The sequence below is a fragment of the Brevundimonas sp. genome (assembly GCF_046295075.1).
Lineage (GTDB): Bacteria > Pseudomonadota > Alphaproteobacteria > Caulobacterales > Caulobacteraceae > Brevundimonas.
Map to the genome: position 1 here is coordinate 14,034 of NZ_JBKBOC010000024.1, position 19,354 is coordinate 33,387.

The 19,354-nt window shown below is 67.8% G+C and carries 18 protein-coding genes; 10 read left to right on the forward strand and 8 right to left on the reverse strand.

What is annotated here, in order from left to right:
• Window positions 1–30: 30 nt before the first annotated feature.
• The gene (locus ACK4MH_RS14755) at window positions 31–942 is read left to right on the forward strand and encodes an alpha/beta fold hydrolase (RefSeq protein WP_409719702.1); all 912 of its coding nucleotides are present in this window, start codon (window positions 31–33) and stop codon (window positions 940–942) included.
• A 4-nt stretch (window positions 943–946) separates the two neighbouring features.
• On the opposite strand, the gene ACK4MH_RS14760 is transcribed toward ACK4MH_RS14755, so the two are convergent.
• From ACK4MH_RS14760 to ACK4MH_RS14770, 3 genes are all read right to left on the reverse strand, one after another.
• Window positions 947–3,109, reverse strand: a complete 2,163-nt coding sequence (locus tag ACK4MH_RS14760; RefSeq protein ID WP_409719704.1) for a protein-disulfide reductase DsbD family protein — start codon at window positions 3,107–3,109, stop codon at window positions 947–949.
• 90 nt (window positions 3,110–3,199) lie between these two features.
• A complete protein-coding gene (locus ACK4MH_RS14765; RefSeq protein WP_409719706.1) occupies window positions 3,200–3,640 on the reverse strand; it encodes an OmpA family protein in 441 nt (146 codons plus the stop codon).
• A gap of 118 nt (window positions 3,641–3,758) precedes the next feature.
• Window positions 3,759–4,112: a YMGG-like glycine zipper-containing protein gene (locus ACK4MH_RS14770; RefSeq protein ID WP_409719708.1), complete on the reverse strand. Its 354-nt coding sequence runs from the start codon at window positions 4,110–4,112 to the stop codon at window positions 3,759–3,761.
• A gap of 142 nt (window positions 4,113–4,254) precedes the next feature.
• Here ACK4MH_RS14770 and ACK4MH_RS14775 point away from each other — a divergent pair, with 142 nt between their 5' ends.
• Window positions 4,255–5,190 carry a diacylglycerol/lipid kinase family protein gene (locus ACK4MH_RS14775; RefSeq protein WP_409719710.1) on the forward strand — a complete coding sequence of 312 codons (936 nt, stop codon included), beginning with the start codon at window positions 4,255–4,257 and terminating at the stop codon, window positions 5,188–5,190.
• Window positions 5,190–6,056, forward strand: a complete 867-nt coding sequence (locus tag ACK4MH_RS14780; RefSeq protein ID WP_409719712.1) for a metallophosphoesterase family protein — start codon at window positions 5,190–5,192, stop codon at window positions 6,054–6,056. The genes ACK4MH_RS14775 and ACK4MH_RS14780 overlap by 1 nt, the downstream gene beginning before the upstream one ends.
• Here the strand turns inward: ACK4MH_RS14780 and ACK4MH_RS14785 are convergent.
• Together ACK4MH_RS14785 and ACK4MH_RS14790 are read right to left on the reverse strand one after the other, a co-directional pair.
• Window positions 6,053–7,498, reverse strand: coding sequence for an AMP nucleosidase (locus ACK4MH_RS14785; protein WP_409719714.1), 1,446 nt, complete (start codon window positions 7,496–7,498; stop codon window positions 6,053–6,055). The two genes, ACK4MH_RS14780 and ACK4MH_RS14785, sit on opposite strands and share 4 nt — an antisense overlap.
• Window positions 7,499–7,578: 80 nt before the next feature.
• Entirely contained in the window at window positions 7,579–8,355 is a 777-nt protein-coding gene (locus ACK4MH_RS14790; RefSeq protein WP_409719716.1) for a hypothetical protein, read from the reverse strand.
• Between the two features lie 148 nt (window positions 8,356–8,503).
• On the opposite strand from ACK4MH_RS14790, the gene ACK4MH_RS14795 reads away from it, so the two are divergent.
• Together ACK4MH_RS14795 and ACK4MH_RS14800 are read left to right on the forward strand one after the other, a co-directional pair.
• Window positions 8,504–9,754: a multidrug effflux MFS transporter gene (locus tag ACK4MH_RS14795; RefSeq protein WP_409719718.1), complete on the forward strand. Its 1,251-nt coding sequence runs from the start codon at window positions 8,504–8,506 to the stop codon at window positions 9,752–9,754.
• 350 nt (window positions 9,755–10,104) lie between these two features.
• Window positions 10,105–12,057, forward strand: a complete 1,953-nt coding sequence (locus ACK4MH_RS14800) for a M1 family metallopeptidase (RefSeq protein WP_409719720.1) — start codon at window positions 10,105–10,107, stop codon at window positions 12,055–12,057.
• A gap of 183 nt (window positions 12,058–12,240) precedes the next feature.
• On the opposite strand, the gene ACK4MH_RS14805 is transcribed toward ACK4MH_RS14800, so the two are convergent.
• Window positions 12,241–12,789, reverse strand: a complete 549-nt coding sequence (locus ACK4MH_RS14805) for a DUF488 family protein (RefSeq protein WP_409719722.1) — start codon at window positions 12,787–12,789, stop codon at window positions 12,241–12,243.
• Between ACK4MH_RS14805 and ACK4MH_RS14810 the strand changes: the two genes are divergently transcribed.
• Together ACK4MH_RS14810 and recQ are read left to right on the forward strand one after the other, a co-directional pair.
• A complete protein-coding gene (locus ACK4MH_RS14810) occupies window positions 12,788–13,765 on the forward strand; it encodes a complex I NDUFA9 subunit family protein (protein ID WP_409719724.1) in 978 nt (325 codons plus the stop codon). The genes ACK4MH_RS14805 and ACK4MH_RS14810 overlap by 2 nt on opposite strands.
• A gap of 98 nt (window positions 13,766–13,863) precedes the next feature.
• A complete protein-coding gene (gene recQ / locus ACK4MH_RS14815) occupies window positions 13,864–15,759 on the forward strand; it encodes a DNA helicase RecQ (RefSeq protein ID WP_409719726.1) in 1,896 nt (631 codons plus the stop codon).
• Window positions 15,760–15,765: 6 nt separating this feature from the next.
• Here recQ and ACK4MH_RS14820 read toward each other — a convergent pair whose 3' ends face one another.
• A complete protein-coding gene (locus ACK4MH_RS14820) occupies window positions 15,766–16,242 on the reverse strand; it encodes a hypothetical protein (protein ID WP_409719728.1) in 477 nt (158 codons plus the stop codon).
• Window positions 16,243–16,351: 109 nt separating this feature from the next.
• On the opposite strand from ACK4MH_RS14820, the gene pgi reads away from it, so the two are divergent.
• Entirely contained in the window at window positions 16,352–17,959 is a 1,608-nt protein-coding gene (gene pgi / locus ACK4MH_RS14825; protein WP_409719730.1) for a glucose-6-phosphate isomerase, read from the forward strand.
• Between the two features lie 58 nt (window positions 17,960–18,017).
• Here the strand turns inward: pgi and ACK4MH_RS14830 are convergent, their stop codons facing one another.
• Window positions 18,018–18,443, reverse strand: a complete 426-nt coding sequence (locus ACK4MH_RS14830; protein ID WP_409719732.1) for a hypothetical protein — start codon at window positions 18,441–18,443, stop codon at window positions 18,018–18,020.
• Window positions 18,444–18,745: 302 nt separating this feature from the next.
• On the opposite strand from ACK4MH_RS14830, the gene groES reads away from it, so the two are divergent.
• Window positions 18,746–19,033: a co-chaperone GroES gene (gene groES / locus ACK4MH_RS14835; RefSeq protein ID WP_008259448.1), complete on the forward strand. Its 288-nt coding sequence runs from the start codon at window positions 18,746–18,748 to the stop codon at window positions 19,031–19,033.
• Between the two features lie 107 nt (window positions 19,034–19,140).
• Window positions 19,141–19,354: TCP-1/cpn60 chaperonin family protein (locus ACK4MH_RS14840; RefSeq protein WP_409719735.1), on the forward strand; the 214-nt coding region annotated here is incomplete at its 3' end.

The following is a 19,354-nucleotide window of genomic DNA, read 5'->3' on the forward strand; positions in this document are numbered from 1 at the left end:
ATCGCCGTGATCGGGCGTTAGGCACGAATGATGATCCGTCTCTTCGTTTCGCTTGTGGCGACCCTGTTCGTTTTCGTCCCTGCGGCCGTCCAGGCCCAGGCCCAGGTTCAAGGTCGGCTGCCGGTACAGGCGCCGGCCTTCAGTTCCAGCCGCATCATCGTCGAGACGCGCGGGACCGGGCCGGACATCATCTTCATCCCCGGCCTGGGCTCGACAGGGTCGGCCTGGCGCTCGACGGCGGATCGGCTGGACGACCGCTATCGCGTGCATCTGGTCACCGTGCGCGGCTTCGGCGAAACCGACATCGGGGACAATGTCGGCGGCGGTCTCGCCGGACCGGCGGCCAGCGAGATCGACCGCTACATCCGCGAGCAGCGGATCGACCGTCCCGCCGTGATCGGCCATTCGCTGGGCGGTCAGATCGCCCTGCGCGTCGCCGCCGACATGGGCGACCGGATCGGTCGGGTGATGGTGGTCGATTCCTCGCCCTTCTTCCCGTCTCTGGTGGACGCCCGCGCGACATCGGCCCAGGTCGAACCTCTGGCGCGGCTGGGCTATCAGGCCCTGCTTCTGTTCGGCGACCAGGCGCTGAAGTCTCAGGTCGCGGCCTTCGGCGTCGATATGGGGCTGGCTGGCGACATGGTGTTCCAGGGGCTGGGCCTTCAGGGCGGCGACCGGCGCGTCCTGGCCCAGGGGCTGTATGAAGCCCTGACCGTGGACCTGCGCCCGCGCCTGTCCCAGATCAACGCCCCGGTGACGGTGGTCTATGGCTGGACCCGCGACGCCGACAGTCCCCGCAATCGGCTGGAGGGCCTGTATCGCTACGGCTTCCAGGGCCTGCCGCGCACCGCCCGGTTCGAGCGGATCGAAGGCGCCCAGCACCAGGTGATGATCGAACAGCCGCAGCGCTTCCTGGCGGCGGTTCAGCGCTTCTTGAGCTGACTCTTCACTCCGTCAGCGCATCCACGACGACGCCCTCGGTCAGCAGCTGCGGCAGGATCTCCGGCTCGGCCTGACCCGGGCGATACAGCAGATACAGCGGCACCCCCGAACGGCCGTGCGCCTGCAGTTCGCGCGTGATGGCGTCGTCGCGACGGGTCCAGTCGCCGACCAGATAGGCCGCGTTCGCCTGCGTCATCGCCTTGGCGACGCGGGGTGAAGACAGGGCCGCCCGCTCGTTGATCTTGCAGGTTACGCACCAGTCGGCGGTCAGGTTGACCAGCACCGGCCGTCCCGCCGCCGTCGCTTGCGCCACCGCCTCAACCGACCAGGGCTGGGCGGCGAGGGGGCCGCTCTCGCCCTGCGGCGTGGCGTCAGCCTCCCGCGCGGCGCCCGCTGCAGCGCCCGCCAACCCGATGGCCATGACGCCGGCGACGGTCGCGCAGATCGTGGCCAGCACGGGCCGCTCGCCCCGCTGGCGGGCTGCCTGGGCCAGTCCCAGCAGCCAGGCGGCGAAAGCCAGCAGCAGCGCGGCCGTCAGCAACAGACCCAGGGCGTCGACCCCGCCCTGTCGCGTGAACACCCACAGCAACCACAGCGCCGCCCCATACATGGGAAAGGCCAGCAGGCCCTTCAGCCGCTCCATCCACACGCCCGGCCGGGGCAGGCGCGACAACAGACCCGGCGACAGGCTGATCGCCAGATAGGGCAGGGCCAGGCCCAGCCCCAGCATCAGGAAGACCGCCAGGGCCATCGGCCAGGGCAGGACCAGGGCCGCGCCAAGGGCCGCCGCCATGAAGGGCGCGGTACAGGGCGCCGCGACCACCACGGCCAGAACTCCGGTGAAGAAGGCGCCCGCCGCGCCGGGCAGGCGCGACAGCGGCCCCGACCCCGCGTTCTGCATCCCCGCCCCGACATGGAAGACGCCCGACAGGTTCAGCCCGACCAGCAGCATGACCAGGGCCAGGGCCGCGACCACGCCCGGCGACTGAAGCTGGAACCCCCAGCCGATCGCCTGACCCGCCGCCCTCAGCGCCAGCAGCGCCCCCGCCAGCACCAGGAAGCTGACCAGCACCCCGGCGGTGAAGGCCAGGCCGTCGCGCCGCGCCCGCGCCGGATCGTGCGCCGCCGCCGACAGCGACGCCGCCTTCATCGCCAGGACGGGGAAGACGCAGGGCATCAGGTTCAGCACCAGCCCGCCCACCAGGGCCAGACCCAGGGCCTGGAGAAAGACCAGCACGCCTGTCCTGGCCGGCGCCGATGTCGCCTCGTCCAGCGGCGCCAAGGCGCCCTGTCCCTGCGCGCCGGCCAGCGGCGGACCGGGTTGCGCCGTGATTTCCCACGCGCCCTTGTCGGTCGCCAGGACGCCGCTGAGGGGCGAAGACGCCGCCTCTCGACCGGGCGCCAGCGTCAGCGTCAGGCCGTTCGGCCCCAGCCGGCCGGGCTGCACCGCCGCATGGTCGATCCGTCCGCCCTCGTAAGGATAGAAATAGACCTGTCCGACGTCGGCGCCGGCCAGAGGTCCGCCCGTCGCGGTCAGGATCAGCTTGCCGGATTCCGCCGTGACGCGCGCCTCGATGCCGGCCGGGCGCGGCGCGGTCTCGACCAGCCGTTCGATCTCGCCGCCCCACGGTTTCGCCAGCGGCGCGGCGTCTTCGCGCACCGGCAGGGCCAGCGACAGTGTCAGCGGCTCGGGCACGCACATCTGGTCGCTGCACACCAGGAACAGCACATCCGTCGTCAGGGTCAGCACTTCGCCCGGCCGCGCCGAGGCCGGTACATGGATCGGCACGGGCAGCAGGACCGCGCCCGAATAGCCGTAGTTCATCAGGCTCATCAGCCGCTGGCGGCTGGGCAGGGGCCACAGGATGGGATCTGCCGTCACACCGTCGGGCAGGGTCCAGACCAGGCTGGTCGCCCCGCCGCTGTCGCCCGGATTGCGCCAATAGGTATGCCAGCCCGGCGCGATCTTCTGGCGCACGGCGACCACGGTGGTCGAACCGGGCGCGACCCATTGCGACATCGGGACCAGTTCGGCCTCGATCCGCTCGGTCCTTTGCGGGCCGAAGGCGACGAGGCCGGAAGGCTGGCTCTGGACCGGCTGGGCCTGAACTGTCGAGAGCGACAGCAGGCACAGCAACAGACCGGCGAGAAAGGCGAGGGGACGCAAGGGCGATTTCCGACGTTGGGGGCGGCCGCAACCTAGTCCCTCGGTCGCCCCCGCGCCATCACCTCATCGCCGCAGATCAGCCGTCGCAGATCAACGCGGCGAGGTCTCGATGAACACCTCGGCGCGGCGGCGCAGCAGTTCGTCCGCGCCCGAGGCGTTGACGGCGCCCGCATCGCCGGCGGCGTTCACCTCGAAGGCGGGCGCAGGCAGGCCGGCCTGGGTCAGGGCTTCGGCGACGGCGACCGCGCGCCGCTGCGACAGGCTCAGATTGGCCTCGACGGTGCCGGTCGCGTCCGCCAGGCCCAGCACCCGAACATGGTTCACGCGGCATTCCTTGGCCTTTTCGGCGGCGGTCTTCAGCAACACCGTGGCGGCGTCGGTCAGTTTCGCCTGGTTCTCCACGAAATAGACGTCGAACCGACCCGAGACGCAGGGCGATTCCCCCACCACCAGCGCCTCGCGCTTCGGCGTCGGCGCGCACGCCGCCAGCAGTCCCATCGCCAGCATCGCCAATCCAGTCGATCGCTTCATCACAGCCCTCCCCGGCTTTGCCGGCCCATTACGCAAAAGAGGCGGCCCGTCCTTCGACAAGCCGCCCCTTCAACCTAGCGCCGGTCGCTGACTTTCGCGACCGGCAACTGATCATTGATCAATAACGGCGCTGACCGTTGTCCCAATAGCACTCGTCCTGGCGATTATCGTAGCAGTAGTAGTAACGGCCTTGATTGTCGCGGTAGCGCTGCTGGTTGTTGCGGTCTTGGGTCGAGCCGCGGATCGCGCCTGCGGTGCCGCCCAGTGCGCCGCCGATCAGGGCGCCGGTGGCTGCGTTGCCGCCGCCGACGTTGTTGCCGATGATGGCGCCGGCGACAGCGCCGAGGCCGGCGCCGATGGCGCCTTGGCGGACGGTCTGGTTGGTGCCGCCGTTATTATAGCCGTACGGGTCGCTGGCGCAGGCCGAAGCCAGAAGGCCGGCGCCGGCAATCGCGATAATCGCCTTGTTCATGGTGAAATCCTTTGTCCCTGGGTGTTCGCCCCTGTGGGCAGCAAACGTATCCTCGCGGCTTAGGTTCCGCATCGCGCAGCTGTGTGCACAAATATGGTGACGCTTGGACGGAACGGCGGCGTCCGCGAGGCGTTCGGCCGCCATGACCGATGTCACTCAGACCCTTTCCGACGCCGACGAACGCCCCGCGTTGACGCCTCATGCCCAGATCAGACACGCCGTGATGCTGGTCAATCCGCTGTCCGGCAGTGTCGGGCCACGCGCTGCCGCAGAGGCCGAGACGATCCTGGCCGGCTATGATCTGAAGGCGCAGATCATGACGTTCGAGGGCGGGAACTTCGATCAGATCATCGCCGACGCCTTTGCGGCCAAGCCGGACGTGATCTTCGTTCTGGCCGGCGACGGCACGGCGCGCTCGGTGGCGTCCAAGGCCAGCCCCAACGGTCCGATGATCGCCCCCCTGCCGGGCGGGACCATGAACATGCTGCCCAAGGCGCTGTATGGCACGGCCGACTGGAAGCTGGCCCTGAAGCGCGCGCTGGAGGAGGGCGAGCCCCAGGCCGTCTCGGGCGGCGAGGTCCAGGGCGAATATTTCTACTGCGCGGCCATCCTGGGCTCTCCCGCCCTGTGGGCCCCGGCGCGCGAGGCCATGCGGACCGGCAAGATCAAGCTGGCCTGGCAATATGGACGGCGTGCGTTGAAACGCGCCTTCTCGGGTCGGCTGCGCTTCAGCCTGGACGGCGGCGAGAAAAGGCGCACCGAGGCGCTTGTGCTCATCAGCCCGATGATCTCCAAGGCGATGGAGGACCCCATCGGACTGGAGGCGGCCGCCATGGACCCCAGCGACACGACCCAGGCCTTCCGTCTCGCCGCCACGGCGCTGTTCAGCGACTGGCGACAGGATCCGGCCGTCTCGACCCGGCCGGCCAAGCTGATCGAGGTGCGCGCCCGCTCCAAGATTCCTGCCGTGATCGACGGCGAACCGCTGCTGCTCAAGCCCGAGGCCGTCATCCGCTTCGTGCCCAAGGCCTTCAAGGCCCTGGCGCCCAGGCCCCCGTCGGCCGAGGACAGCATCTAGTGGGTCGTATTCTCCAGTTTTCCGACGTTCACTTCGGTTGCGAACACAAACACGCCTGCGCCGCCGCCCTGGAATACGCCCACGCCACGCCCAACGACCTGGTCCTGATCACCGGCGACATCACGCAAAAGGGGTTCCCGGACGAGTTCACGGCGGCCGGCGAATGGATGCGGGCCATGCCCGAGCCGCGCTTCGTCATCGTGGGCAATCATGACGTGCCCTATTGGGACGCCGTCGCGCGGGTGCTTCATCCGTGGCGCGCCTTCGAGACCGCGACGGGCTTTCCCGCCCACGACGGTCAGTTCCTGGGCAAGGACGTCATGGTGCGCGGCGTGGTCACCGCGCGCGGCTGGCAGGCGCGACCCAACTGGTCCAAGGGCGTCATCGACCTGGACCAGACGCGGCGCGCGGCGGAGGCCCTGCGTCAGGCGCCGATCGGCACGCTGAGAATTCTGGCCTGCCACCATCCGTTGATCGAGATGGTCGGCACGCCGATGACCGGCGACGTCAAGCGCGGCGACGAGGCCGCGCTGATCTTCGCTGAAGCCGGCGTTGATCTGATCATGACGGGCCACGTCCATGTGCCCTTCGCCATGCCGATCCCTCTGGCCGACCGCTGCTCCTATGCGGTCGGGTGCGGGACCCTGTCGCACCGCGAGCGGGGGGCGCCCCCAGGCTTCAACCAGATCGACTGGGATGCCAAGACCATCACGGTCACGGCCCTGGCCTGGGATGGCTCAAGCTATCGCTCGCACCAGGTCTGGCGACTGCCTCGACGTCAGGACACCCGAAACGCCGCCACTGCGCCCAGCCCTGTCGAGCCGGGCGCATTGGAAAAGGCCTTTCTTCCCGACGCCAAGCCTTAACGGAACGGCGGCTCGTCGAAGGCGCGAAGCTTGCGCGAGTGCAGGCGCGGGCCTTCCTTGCGCATCAGGTCCACGGCCTGGATGCCGATCTGAAGGTGTTCGGAGATCGAGCCTTCGTAGAAACGGTTGGCCTGACCCGGCAGTTTGATCTCGCCGTGCAGCGGCTTGTCCGACACGCACAATAGCGTCCCGTAGGGCACGCGGAACCGATAGCCTTGCGCCGCGATGGTGGCGCTTTCCATGTCGATGGCGACGGCGCGGCTCTGGTTGAAGCGCAGCGCCGACTTGGAATAGCGCAGCTCCCAGTTCCGGTCGTCGGTCGTGACCACGGTGCCGGTGCGCAGGCGCAGCTTGACCTCGTCGCCCGGCATGCCGCTGACGGACTTGGTGGCGTCGTAAAGGGCGCGCTGGACCTCGGCGATCGACGGGATCGGGATGTCCGGCGGCAGAACCGCGTCCAGCACATGGTCGTCGCGCAGATAGGCGTGGGCCAGGACATAGTCGCCGATGGTCTGGCTGGCGCGCAGGCCGCCGCAGTGACCGATCATCAGCCAGACGTGCGGGCGAGTGACGGCGAGGTGATCGGTGATGGTCTTGGCGTTGGAGGGGCCGACGCCGATGTTGACCAGGGTCACGCCCTTATGGCCCGGCGCGGTCAGGTGATAGGCCGGCATCTGGTGCTTCTTCCAGGCCGTGTCGCTGATCGCCGCCTCGGGGTTGGGCGTGTCGCGCGTGATCACCACCCCGCCGGCGCAGGACAGGGTCTCATAGGGCGAACCCGGCGTCTGAAGCTGTTCGATGGCCCAGCGCACGAACTCGTCGACATAGCGATTGTAGTTGGTGAACAGGACATAGGACTGAACGTCATCGACCGGCGTGCCGGTGTAGTGTTTCAGCCGCGCCAGCGAGAAGTCGGTCCTCAGTCCGTCGAAGTGGGACAGGGGGAAGTCGCCGCCCATCTCGAACAGGCCGTCGGCGATCTCGTCGCCGATATGGGCCAGGTCCGTGGTCGGGAACCAGCGCGCCAGGGCGGCCGTCATCGACCGGTCCAGCGCGACCTCCAGCCCGTCCGTCACATAGGGGAAGGGGATCTCCTGCTTGGACACCACGACTTCGAAGGTCGCATTATACTCCTGCTCCAGCAGGCCCAGCTGTTCGGTCAGATAGGGGCGGAACAGGTCCGGCCGCGTGATGGTGGTGGCGTAGGTTCCCTGTTTCGACAGCCGGGCATAGGCGCGCGGCTCCAGGTCCTGGGGGCGATCCCCGTCCCAGCGGATGCGAAGTTCGGGATAGGCGAACACCCCTTCGGCGCGTTTCAGCGGATCGGGCCGCGCGCCGGTGTTGACGAAATCCCGCACGGCGTCGCGCAGGTTGGTCACGGATTGGGTGTAGAGGGTTTCGAGGCGGTCCAGCGCCGCCTGTGCTGTCATCTGTTCTGTCATGACTTCCTCTAGCGAAGCTTCTTGGCTTTGGCGAGGCGCCTGCCGTTCAATCCCGATTTCGGCGCATTGCGAAATTCGGGTCAGTCTTGTGTTTCTGGAGGGAGATAGGTCGCGTCCGTCAGCACGAGAGCGTCGTCGCGGACGGCGAAAATCAGACTCGCGCGCCCGCCGGTCGGGCAGCAGTCGCCATCCTCGGATCGCCACAGGCTTGTGTCGGCCTTTAGCAGGCCTGATGGATTGTAACTGAAGGCCAAGCCCTTCTTGATCCAGAGGTCGGAGGGAAGAGGTGCGGGGGCGGCGCCGATCCAGTTTCCGGTCTGGATCGGAACTAGCGTGTGCGAACCGTTCGTCCATCGAAACAGGGCATCGGCGCTATAATTTCCATTGCCCTCCATGACTCCCGCGATCGCGATGATCGGGTCCGCGTCATCGCCCGTCCAGAACACGACGGGCGCTTCATAGGCGTTCGCTTCCACCGCCCAGAATATCGGGATCAGCGACGCATTCGACTCCACGAAAAGTGTGAAGCCGGCCGATGCGGCGTTCTCGTCGGCGTTTCCATGCTGAAGTTGCCAGTAGATGCGCGGTCTGCCCGGCACACTCAGATAGCCGCCCTTAGAGGTGTCGCAATTCGCCAAGAGGCGGGGAATGCAACGCCTCGCCAGATCTTCCACAGCAACGGGCGGTTCGGTGATCGCACGCCCCCAGCCTGCCGGTCGGTCGCGCCATACGCCTTTGGGATCGGCAAATCTCTCTGGCATTTGGATATGGGGCGATCCCCATACCGGAGCGGGTGAAGACGAAACGGCGGACAGCATGATCGGCAAGGCCAGAAGGGCTGAAAATGCGTGTTTCATCGCGCGGTGCTCCGTCCTTCAGACTGCATTCGCCGTGGTTCTGTGTCGAGCCGTGATCAATGTCTGCATCCAGCGACTTCGCTGCATTGCAGCAATTTGTGACGGGCCTGCGGTTGCGGATCGGGGCGTGACGGCGCATCTGGCCCGAATGTCTTCTTCCCTCGCGTCAGCGCCCGCCAAGAAGGAGCTCGGCTTCGTCGAGTTTGTCTGTCTCATCGCCCTGATGATGGCGCTGAACGCCCTGGCGATCGACTCGATGTTGCCGGCCCTGCCGCACATCGGCGCGGACCTGAACGTGGCGACCGACAACGACCGTCAGTGGGTGGTGACCGCCTATCTGCTCGGGTTCGGCGGGGCGCAGCTGTTCTACGGCCCGCTGGCGGACCGGTTTGGGAGGAAGCCCGTCCTGCTGTTCGGCGTCGGCGTCTATGTGGTGTTCAGCCTCTTGGCGACCCTGGCGCCCACCTTCGACACGCTGATCCTGGCCCGTATCGGCCAGGGGCTGGGCAGCGCCTGCACCCGCGTGCTGGCCGTCTCCATCGTGCGCGACCGTTACGAGGGCCGCACCATGGCGCGGGTCATGTCCTTCAGCTTCCTGGTCTTCCTGGGCGTGCCGATCCTGGCGCCGTCGCTGGGGCAACTGATCATGCTGGTCGGGCCGTGGCGCTGGATCTTCGCGGGCCTGGGCCTGATCGGCGTGGCGTTGATCGTCTGGGCGACCCTGCGCCTGCCGGAGACGCTGAAGCCCGAGGATCGCCTGCCGATCCAGTTCAAGCGTCTGACGGCGGCCTACAAGATCGCCCTGACCGACCGCACGGCCGTCGGCTACACCCTGGCCATGACGGCCATAACCGGGGCCCTGTTCGGCTTCATCAACTCGTCGCAGCAGATCTTCGCCGATGTCTTCCATGCCGAGGCGGCCTTTCCGGCCATCTTCGCCCTGATCGCGGGCGGCATCGCCGTGGCCTCGATCGTCAATGCGCGGCTGGTGGTGAAACTGGGGTCGCGCAAGATTTCGCACACGGCCCTGATCGGCTTCACCGCCATCTCCGCCGTCCATGCCGGCGTGGCGATCAGCGGGCATGAATCGATCTGGACCTTCGCCGTGCTGCAGACCCTGACCATGTTCTGTTTCGGCCTGCTGGCCGGCAACTTCGGCGCCATGGCCATGGAGACGATGGGCAAGATCGCCGGCACCGCCGCCTCGATCCAGGGCTTCATCTCCACCATCGTCGGCTCGCTGCTGGGCTTTGCCGTGGGTCAGCAGTTCAACGGCACGACCATACCGATGTCGGTGGGCTTCACCGTGTTCGGCCTGATCGCCCTGGGCTGGGTGCTGTTCGCCGAGCGGGGACGGCTGTTCCGCTCCCATCATCTGCCGCCCGCAGCACAAGCCTAAAGCAATCGGGCTTGAGTTGGTGCGGGCTTGTAAGGCCTTCATCACAACGGGCACGACGAGGGTCACGGAGAACACGACGGGACCGAATGCGCTTTTCAGCTCCATGTCCAGACCGTCGATCGATCTGCGGCTTCGCCGCCGCAGGCCACCAAGCCTTTGCCGAACCGGCACGGCTCCATCGTGTTCGTTGTGACCCTCGCCGTGCCCGTTGTGACGAACCCTTCTCTAAATGGCGCTGACGCGTTGACCGATCTAATTGCGCTGCCGAATGCGCTGGACTGAGGCTTGATCTTTTCGGCGTTTCCGCGCGTTCTCCGGCCAATCGTTACGGTCAGCCCAGGAAAGCCTCGATGAAGCGCAAAGCGCTCGGTCTCGTCTCCGCCCTCGCCCTTGCCGCCGCAATGGGCCTGAGCGCCTGCTCCACCACGACCGGGGGCGCGTCGATGACGCCGCCCGCCGTCGCCCCGGCGCCCGGTCCCGATGCGGTCGACAGCCACACCTACGCCCGGCCCGAGATCGCCCGCGTCGTCGACGTCGCCCTGGACCTGACCGCGAACTTCGAGGCCAAGACCCTGTCGGGCACGGCGACGCTGGATATCCTGGCCGTCCCTGGCGCCAACGAGGTGATCCTGGATATCCGCAACCTGGACATCCAGGACGTGCGCGATGCGGCGGGCCAGCCGCTGCGCTATGTCGTCGGCGAAAACGACGCCATCAAGGGCCAGCCCCTGACCGTCTATTTCCCGGCCTTCGCCGCCAACGAGCGCCGCAAGATCACCGTCCGCTATTCGACCCGTCCCGACGCGGCGGCGCTGCAATGGCTCAGCCCGACCCAGACGGCGGGCGGCGAAAAACCCTATCTGTTCAGCCAGGGCCAGGCCATCCTGACCCGCACCTGGGTTCCGACCCAGGACAGCCCCGGCATCCGCCAGACCTATTCGGCCCGCATCACCGCCCCGGCCGACCTGACCGTGGTCATGAGCGCCGACCAGCTGACGCCCAAGGGCGAGGCGGCCGCAAACGGCATGAAGTCCTGGCGCTTCCGGATGAACAATCCGATCCCGCCCTATCTGATCGCCATCGGCGTGGGCGACATCGCCTTCGCGCCGTTCGACGAGCGCTCGGGCGTCTGGACCGAGCCCAGCCGCCTGCGCGCCGCCGCCGCCGAGCTGGAGCCCACCGCCGAAATGGTGGACGCGGCCGAGAAGCTGTACGGCCCCTACCGCTGGGGCCGGTACGACCTGCTGGTCCTGCCGCCTTCCTTCCCGTTCGGCGGGATGGAAAACCCCAAATTGACCTTCGCCACCCCGACCATCATCGCGGGGGACCAGTCGCTGGTCTCCCTGGTCGCGCACGAACTGGCGCACTCCTGGTCCGGCAATCTGGTGACCAACGCCACCTGGAACGACTTCTGGCTGAACGAGGGCTTCACCACCTATTTCGAGAACCGGATCATGGAGTCGGTCTACGGCTATGATCGCGCGGTGCAGGAACAGGTGCTCAGCTGGGACGGGCTTCAGGACGAGCTGAAGTCCCTGCCCGCCGACGACACGCGCCTGCATCTGAACCTGATGGGTCGTGACCCCGACGACGGCATGAACACCATCGCCTATGACAAGGGTTCGGCCTTCCTGCGCACCATCGAGCGCATCGTCGGGCGCGACAAGTTCGACGCTTGGCTGCGCGGCTATTTCGACCGCAACGCCTATCGCCCCATGACCACGGCCATGTTCCTGGAGGACATCCGCACCAACCTGGTGAAGGGCGACGCAGCCCTGGAGTCCGAATTGCAGCTGGACGCCTGGGTTTATCAGCCCGGCCTGCCGTCGAATGCGGTCGCTCCGGTGTCGAACGCCTTCACGCCCGTAGACGCCGCCGCCGTCGCCTTCTTCAAGGACAAGGGACCGGCCTCGGCCATTCCGTGGTCGGAGTGGAATACCCAGCAGCGCCAGCGTTTCCTGGGCTGGCGTCCCGAGGGTCTGCGCGCCAACGCCGACTGGCTGACCAATTCGCAGCTGGCCGATCTGGAGCGCACCCTGAACCTGGCGAACGAGGGCAACAGCGAACTGACTTTCGGCTGGCTGCAGATCGCCCTGGCCCACCGCTATCAGCCCGCCGTCGCCACAGCGGACGCCTTCCTGACCAGCCAGGGTCGCCGCAAATTCGTCCTGCCCCTGTTCCAGACCCTGTGGAACGAAGGCGACTGGGGCCGCGCAAACGCCCGCCGCATCTACGCCGAGGCCCGGCCTCTGTATCACCCGGTGACCAGCGGCTCGGTCGATCAACTGGTGGGGCGTCCGTAAGTGAAATCGTCTCCTCCCTGCGAAGCGGGGAGGAGGACCGCGCGCAGCGTGGTGGAGGGGCTCTTGAAGTCCCACGGACGCCTGCGAGGCGTCGAATAGCCTCTCCGTCACGGCGCGAAGGCGCGCCGCGTCTCCTCCCCATTTCATGGGGAGGAGACGGCTCGGGGCTGCCCGGTTCTGATCCTATAAGTTGACCACCATCACCCCGTCCTCGGCCGCTAGCCGCTCGGCCAGGACGGCGCGGTGGCATCCGGCGTGGTCGGCCTCGAAGCACAGCAGGGCCACGCGTTTCTCGCCCGCCAGCGCCTTCAGCCGCTCGTATTCCATCTGGGCCTGAGGCTTGGCCAGGTGATCGGCGAAGATGGCGCGCATCTCGGCGACCCGACCCTTGCGCGCGGCGTCGCGGCCGGCCTTGGGCGTGCCCAGGCCGCGCAGGTGAAGGTAGTCGATCCCTTCCGCCTTCAGGCTCTCGCCCAGGATCGTCTTGGAAAAGCCGGCGCGGCGTGAGGCGGCGACGGCGCGGACATCGACCAGGGTCTCGACTCCCGCCGTCTTCAAGCGCGCGATCACCTCCGCCTGGGTCGCGCCTTCGTAACCGATGGTGAAAAGCTTCATACACATCAGATGGGCGACGACGGGCGGATCGCCAGCGTCGCCGTGAACGCCCGCGTTGCGGTGCGGCGCCCTATCGTCTATCCCGCCGACACGGATTTCGACTGGAGCTTTCCCCATGGCTGACCTCGCCCCCGGCGTCGTGACTCTCTTCGGAGGATCGGGCTTTATCGGGTCGCAGGCGGTGCGCGCCCTGGCGCGTCGCGGCTGGCGCATTCGCGTGGCCGTACGCAACCCGGTCCTGGCCATCGAGATCCAGCCGCTGGGCGATCCGGGCCAGATCCAGTTCATGCGCTGCGACATCACCAGCGCCGAGGATGTTGCGGCGGCGGTGCGCGGCGCGGACGCCGTAGTCAATCTGGTCGGCGTCCTGCACGACGCGGGCGGCAAGCGCGGCTTCGACGCCGTCCACACTGAAGCCGCCAAGACCATCGCCTCGGCCGCCAGGGCGGCGGGCGTCAAACGTCTGGTCCAGATCTCGGCCATCGGCGCCGACGCCGCCAGCCCCTCGGCCTACGGCCGCACCAAGGCCAGGGCCGAAGAGGCCGTACGCGCCGTCTATCCCGACGCGGTGATCCTGCGGCCTTCGCTGGTGTTCGGCGCCGGCGACGGCTTCCTGAACCGCTTTGCGTCCATGGCGACGATGTCGCCTTTCCTGCCGCTGATCGGCGGCGGGGAGACCCAGTTCCAGCCGGTCTATGTCGGCGACGTCGCCGAAGCCATCGCGCGCGGCGTGACCCGTGTCGATGCGGCGGGCCGCACCTTCGAACTGGGCGGGCCGAGCCTCTACACCTTCCGCGAAGTGCTGGAGCTGGTGCGCCGCGAGACCGGCCGCGACCGGATGCTGGTCCCCGTGCCCTTCGCCGTCGCCAGGCCCCTGGGCTCCCTGCTGCAACTGAGCCGGTTCGTCGGCGTCACCCCGCCGCTGACGCGCGATCAGGTGCTGATGCTGGAGAAGGACAATGTCGTAGCCCCCGACGCCCTGGGCCTCAGCGACCTGGGCATCGATCATCCGGCGGGCATGGCGGCCATCGCGCCGTCCTATCTGTGGCGCTACCGCGTCGGCGGCCAGTTCGCCGAAGCCCCTGCGCACTGAACGGGCCACTGAATTAATCCCCATCCGATGAAACCACAGGCCGCCTCTCGTCGCCTGTGGGACTTCGCTTGCGGGAACAAAGAGTGCACAGCTTAAGGATGCCGGCCACGCAGCCCCAGTTCTCCTCGACCGATACGCCTGACCTGAACGACGCGCGGGCCCTGCTGTCGCGTGTCTGGGGCCACGCCGATTTCCGGGGCATGCAGGGCCAGGTGGTCGAGCAGATCCTGTCCGGCGGCGATGTGCTGGCCGTCCTGCCGACCGGCGGCGGCAAGAGCGTCTGCTATCAGATCCCCGCCATCCTGCGTCACGGCCTGGGCCTCGTGGTCTCGCCCCTGATCGCCCTGATGACCGACCAGGTCGAGGCGTTGAAGCAACAGGGCGTCGCCGCCGCACGTCTCGATTCCGGCGTCTCGATGGACGAACGGTCGGCGATCTGGGCGGCGGCCCGCTCCGGCGATCTGGACCTGCTCTACGTCTCGCCCGAAGGCCTGGCGGCCGGGGCCATGATGGATCGTCTGGCCGAACTGCCGCTCAGCCTGATCGCCATCGACGAGGCCCACTGCGTCTCGCAATGGGGCCACGACTTCCGTCCAGACTATCGCAACTTGGGTCTGCTGGCCGAGCGGTTCCCCAACGTCCCGCGCATTGCGGTCACGGCCACCGCCGACGCCCGCACCCGCGACGACATCCTGCGCTCGCTGCGGCTCGAACAGGCCAAGGTCTTCGTCGACAGTTTCGCCCGTCCGAACCTGCAACTGTCGGCCGAACGCAAGGAAAGCGCCTCGCGCGCCAAGACCGACGCGCGGGTCATTGAACTGGTGCGCGAACGGCGGGGCAAGTCGGGCGTGGTCTATTGCGGCAGCCGCGACGGTTGCGACCGCGTTGCCCAGGCGCTGCGCGACGCCGGGACCAACGCCATCGCCTATCACGCCGGCATGGATACGAAGGAGCGCGACCGGCGGCTGGAGCGGTTCCTGGCCGAGGAGGGCGCCGTCATGGTCGCCACCATCGCTTTCGGCATGGGCGTCGATAAGGCCGACGTGCGCTTCGTCATCCACGCCGATCCGCCGGGCAGCCTGGAGGCCTATTGGCAGGAGATCGGCCGGGGCGGCCGCGACGGCGAACCGGCCGAGGGCATCACCCTGTACGGCCCGTCCGACATCGCCTGGACCCTGCGCCGGCTGGACGGCCGCCCGATGGCCGAGGAGGTCAAACAGGTTCAGGTGCGCAAGGCCCGCCAGCTGTTCGCCATGCTTGACGGCGCCGTCTGCCGCGCCCAGGCCGTGCGCCGCTATTTCGGCGAGACCGACGCCCAGCCCTGCGGCGTCTGCGACATCTGCGGCGACCCGCCGCTTCTCAATGACGCCACCGTCCCCGCCCAGAAGGCCCTGGCGGCGGTCCAGCGTCTGGGCGGTCGGTTCGGACGGGGCCGGATCGTCGACCATCTGACCGGCCGGACCAAGGCGGTCCAGCCGTGGGAGCAACAGCTGTCCACCTGGGGCATAGGCGCCGACATCTCGCCCAACGGCTGGCGCGACATCGTCGACCACCTGTTGTTCGAAGGCCTGCTGGTCGAGAACGCCAACGACGGCAAGCCCCTGGTCGGTCTGGGCGACGGCGAGGCGGTGCGCGCCGTCTACAAGGCCGAACGCAAGATCGAGGTGCGCCGCGTGCCCGCAGGCTTCGACGCCGGCACGCGCTCGGGCAATCCGCGCAATCGCCGCGACCGTACCGGCGAGGGCCGCAACGCCGCGCTGGAGACGATGGACGCCGACGTCCGCGCCCGGTTCGAGGCACTGCGCGCCTGGCGCCGCGACCGCGCCTCGGAACAGCACGTCCCGCCCTATGTCATCTTCCAGGACAAGACCCTGCTGGAAATCGCCCAGGCCGAGCCGGGCGACTTGAACAGTCTGGGGGCGATTTCCGGCGTCGGCCAGTCCAAGCTGGATCGCTATGGCAAGGGCGTTCTGGAGACGCTGAACGCCCTCTAGATGGCGTCAGACTTCCGGCTGCGGCGGGGCGGTGATGACTTCGACGTTGTCGTTCAGCAGATAGGACAGTTCCGACAGGGCTACGGCGCGTTCTGCCGGGCTGGCGGCGGCCTGAACGGCGGCGACCTTCTTGGGCATGTCCTCGGAGATGCCGCGCAGGATGCATTTCAGGTCGCCGTCGGTGCCGCGTTCCTTCAGGATCAGGTGGCCCTGCATGTCGAGCGCGGCCAGCTGTTCGGCCTGGGCCTTGAAGCCGGTGAAGGCCTGGCTGGTGAAGAAGGCGGCGTCGTCGGCGGCCTTGGCGGCGGCCCAGCCGTCGACCATGGCCTTCAGGCTGGTCGAGCGCGAGATGATGTCGGCGAACAAGGGCTCGCCCGCCACAGAGATCGGCGCGCCGACGGCGGCCGGCGGCTGATCCGCCGCCAGGGCGACGGCGGGATTGGACATCGCCAGGGCGATCGAAAGCGCGAGGCCGCAAGACATGGGGATGACTTCCTGTTTCACCGTCCGCTAGGACGTTGAACCTCTTTACCCCCGACCCGTAAACGAGTGTTTACCCTCTCCAACGCCCACATCATCGACCGAGGACGCCATGAGCCGCGACGACGCCTGGAAGACATTCGATCGCACCGCCGCCGAGGCGGGCCAGACCCGGATCGTGGATCAGTTCGCCGCCGATCCTGATCGGCTGGCGCGGATGTCGGTCGAGGCGGCGGGGCTCTATCTGGACCTGTCGAAACAGAGCTGGACGAAAGCCGCCTTCGACGCCTGTCTGGATCTGGCCCGTGCGTCGGATGTCGAGGCAAGACGCGCCGCCCTGTTCGCCGGCGAGGCCGTCAATCTGACCGAGGGCCGGGCCGTGCTGCATCCCGCCCTGCGGGCCGCGCCGGGCGCGGACTTCCACGCCCTGGGCGAGCCGGTCTCGGCCGAGGTGGACGCCGTACGGGCGGACATGAAGGCCTATGCCGACGCCGTACGCTCGGGCGCCGAGGCCGGGGCGACGGGGCGCAAGTTCGAGGCCATCGTCCATGTCGGCATCGGCGGATCGGACCTGGGGCCGCGCGTGGTCTGGGATGCGCTGCGTCCGCTTGATCCGGCCATCGACCTGCGCTTCGTCGCCAATATCGACCCGCGCGACATGGCCGAGGCCCTGACCGGCCTGGACCCCGAAACCACCCTGGTGGTGGTCGTGTCCAAGACCTTCACCACCCAGGAGACCCTGGCCAACGCCGAGGCGGCCAAGGCGTGGCTGGCCGCGTCCCTGCCAGCCGAGGGCATGACCAGACATTTCATCGGCGTGACGGCGGCGCCGGACAAGGCGGCGGCCTTCGGCTGCGGCCGCACCTTCGCCTTCCGGGACTGGGTCGGCGGTCGGTATTCGCTGTGGTCGGCGGTCAGCCTGTCGTGCGGCATCGCCCTGGGCTGGGACGTGTTCGAACAGATGCTGGCCGGGGCTGCGGCCATGGACGACCATTTCGTCTCGGCCCCGCTGGAGCAGAACGCGCCGATCCTGTTGGCCCTGGCCCAGGTGTTCAACGTCGATGGGCTGAACCGTCCGGCGCGCACCGTCGCCCCCTACGCGCACGCCCTGCGCCGCCTGCCGTCCTTCCTGCAGCAGCTGGAGATGGAGTCGAACGGCAAGCGGGTGCATCGCGACGGTACGCCTGTGACGCGCCAGACCTGTCCCGTCGTGTTCGGCGAACCCGGCACCAACGGCCAGCACGCCTTCTTCCAGCAGATTCACCAGGGACCGCAGATCGTCCCCGCGGAGTTCGTGATCGTCGCCAAGACCCACGCCGACGCGCCGGAATCGCCCCTTTGGTCGAATGCGCTCGCTCAGGGTCAGGCCCTGATGCTGGGTAAGACCACCGAAGCGGCCAAGGCCGAAGGCCTGGCCCAGGGTCTGTCGGAGGACGAGGCGACCCGTCTGGCCCCCCACCGCACCTTCACCGGCAACCGCCCCTCGACCGCCATCCTGATGGACCGTCTGACGCCCGAGACCTTGGGCGCCCTGCTGGCTCTGTACGAGCACAAGACCTTCGTCGAGGGCGTGATCTGGGACATCAACAGCTTCGACCAGTGGGGTGTCGAACTGGGCAAGGTGCTGGCCAAGGCGATCCTGAAGGACGTGGACGCCGGCGGGCCGTCCGCCGGTCTGGACCCGTCCACGGCCGCCTTGATGACGCGGCTGATGGGCTGACGAAGAAAGGGCCCGGCCTTGCGGCCGAGCCCTTCATTGTCTTCAGATCGTCGCGGGACTACCAGCGGCGGTCCTGGCGGTAATCCCGGCGATCGTCGCGACGGTCATAACGTTGCTCGCGGCGATAATCGCGATAATCGCGGCGCTGTTCGTAGCGCGAGTCGCGGCTGTTGATGCCGTGCTCGCGTTCCCAGTGGCCCTGGTTCCGGTAGCACTGGCCGCCGCGATAGTATTCGCAGCCTGAGCCGCGGTTCGACGACGCCACGGCGCCGATGGCTGCGCCGCCCAGGGCGCCGCCTGCGATATAGCGGCCGTCGCCGTTGCCGTAGATGGCGCCGGCCAGGCCGCCGACGGCGGCGCCGATCAGGGCGTTGCGGCCGGTGTCGTCGCGATCACGCGATTGGGCCGAGGCCGGGGCGGCCATCAGGCTCATGGCGACGACCGGGGCGGCGACGGCGGCGGTGATCTTCAGCAAGTTGGACATGATCGTCTCCTTTTATTTTCGGGCCGGTTCGGCGTTTCCGACAAGGGAAATGCATCCAGCGTTGAAACGGTTCTGCCAGCCTGTGCTTGAACAGCCCCGGAGCCCGCCATTCATTTTCGGTTCATTTGTCGCGGAAGTTTCGCAGACGGCCGGCGATGGCGCGCTTGACGCTGGCCCCTGCTCTGACTACCTCCCGGTCGCGTTAGCACTCTCGACGGTCGGCTGCCAAAACGGTGATCGAAGAGAGGCTGACCCACCGTTTTCAAGTCGCCCCCGTCCGGGGGTACATAAGGAGAGAACCGATGGCGTTTCGTCCGCTCGGCGACCGCGTGCTGGTCAAGCGCGTTGAAGAAGAATCCAAGACCAAGGGCGGGATCATCATCCCCGACACCGCCAAGGAAAAGCCGCAGGAAGGCGAAGTCGTCTCCGTCGGCCCCGGCGTTCGTGACGAATCCGGCAAGGTCAACGCTCTGGAGCTGAAGGCCGGCGACCGCATCCTGTTCGGCAAGTGGTCGGGCACGGAAGTGAAGATCGACGGCGACGACCTGATCATCATGAAGGAATCCGACGTCCTGGGCGTCCTGTCCTGAACGTGACTCGTGATGCGTGACTCGTGAGCGGCGCGTGATCGCGCCCTTACGAACCGCATCAATCACGACTCACGATTCACCACTCACCTTTTAAAGGAGCTGCCCGCATGGCCGCTAAAATCGTACAGTTCAACACCGACGCGCGCGACAAGATGCTGCGCGGCGTCAACGTGCTCGCCAACGCCGTCAAGGTGACGCTGGGTCCCAAGGGCCGCAACGTCGTGATCCAGAAGTCCTTCGGCGCCCCGCGCTCGACCAAGGACGGCGTGTCGGTCGCCAAAGAGATCGAGCTGGAAGACGCCTTCGAGAACATGGGCGCCC

Bases quoted from the DNA above. Each gene is read 5' to 3' on its own strand.
- ACK4MH_RS14755 (WP_409719702.1), top strand. From the start codon at position 31: ATGATCCGTCTCTTCGTTTCGCTTGTGGCGACCCTGTTCGTTTTCGTC.
- ACK4MH_RS14765 (WP_409719706.1), bottom strand. From the start codon at position 3,640: ATGAAGCGATCGACTGGATTGGCGATGCTGGCGATGGGACTGCTGGCG.
- ACK4MH_RS14770 (WP_409719708.1), bottom strand. From the start codon at position 4,112: ATGAACAAGGCGATTATCGCGATTGCCGGCGCCGGCCTTCTGGCTTCG.
- ACK4MH_RS14775 (WP_409719710.1), top strand. From the start codon at position 4,255: ATGACCGATGTCACTCAGACCCTTTCCGACGCCGACGAACGCCCCGCG.
- ACK4MH_RS14785 (WP_409719714.1), bottom strand. From the start codon at position 7,498: ATGACAGAACAGATGACAGCACAGGCGGCGCTGGACCGCCTCGAAACC.
- ACK4MH_RS14790 (WP_409719716.1), bottom strand. From the start codon at position 8,355: ATGAAACACGCATTTTCAGCCCTTCTGGCCTTGCCGATCATGCTGTCC.
- ACK4MH_RS14795 (WP_409719718.1), top strand. From the start codon at position 8,504: ATGTCTTCTTCCCTCGCGTCAGCGCCCGCCAAGAAGGAGCTCGGCTTC.
- ACK4MH_RS14800 (WP_409719720.1), top strand. From the start codon at position 10,105: ATGAAGCGCAAAGCGCTCGGTCTCGTCTCCGCCCTCGCCCTTGCCGCC.
- ACK4MH_RS14810 (WP_409719724.1), top strand. From the start codon at position 12,788: ATGGCTGACCTCGCCCCCGGCGTCGTGACTCTCTTCGGAGGATCGGGC.
- ACK4MH_RS14805 (WP_409719722.1), bottom strand. From the start codon at position 12,789: ATGGGGAAAGCTCCAGTCGAAATCCGTGTCGGCGGGATAGACGATAGG.
- recQ (WP_409719726.1), top strand. From the start codon at position 13,864: ATGCCGGCCACGCAGCCCCAGTTCTCCTCGACCGATACGCCTGACCTG.
- ACK4MH_RS14820 (WP_409719728.1), bottom strand. From the start codon at position 16,242: ATGTCTTGCGGCCTCGCGCTTTCGATCGCCCTGGCGATGTCCAATCCC.
- pgi (WP_409719730.1), top strand. From the start codon at position 16,352: ATGAGCCGCGACGACGCCTGGAAGACATTCGATCGCACCGCCGCCGAG.
- ACK4MH_RS14830 (WP_409719732.1), bottom strand. From the start codon at position 18,443: ATGTCCAACTTGCTGAAGATCACCGCCGCCGTCGCCGCCCCGGTCGTC.
- groES (WP_008259448.1), top strand. From the start codon at position 18,746: ATGGCGTTTCGTCCGCTCGGCGACCGCGTGCTGGTCAAGCGCGTTGAA.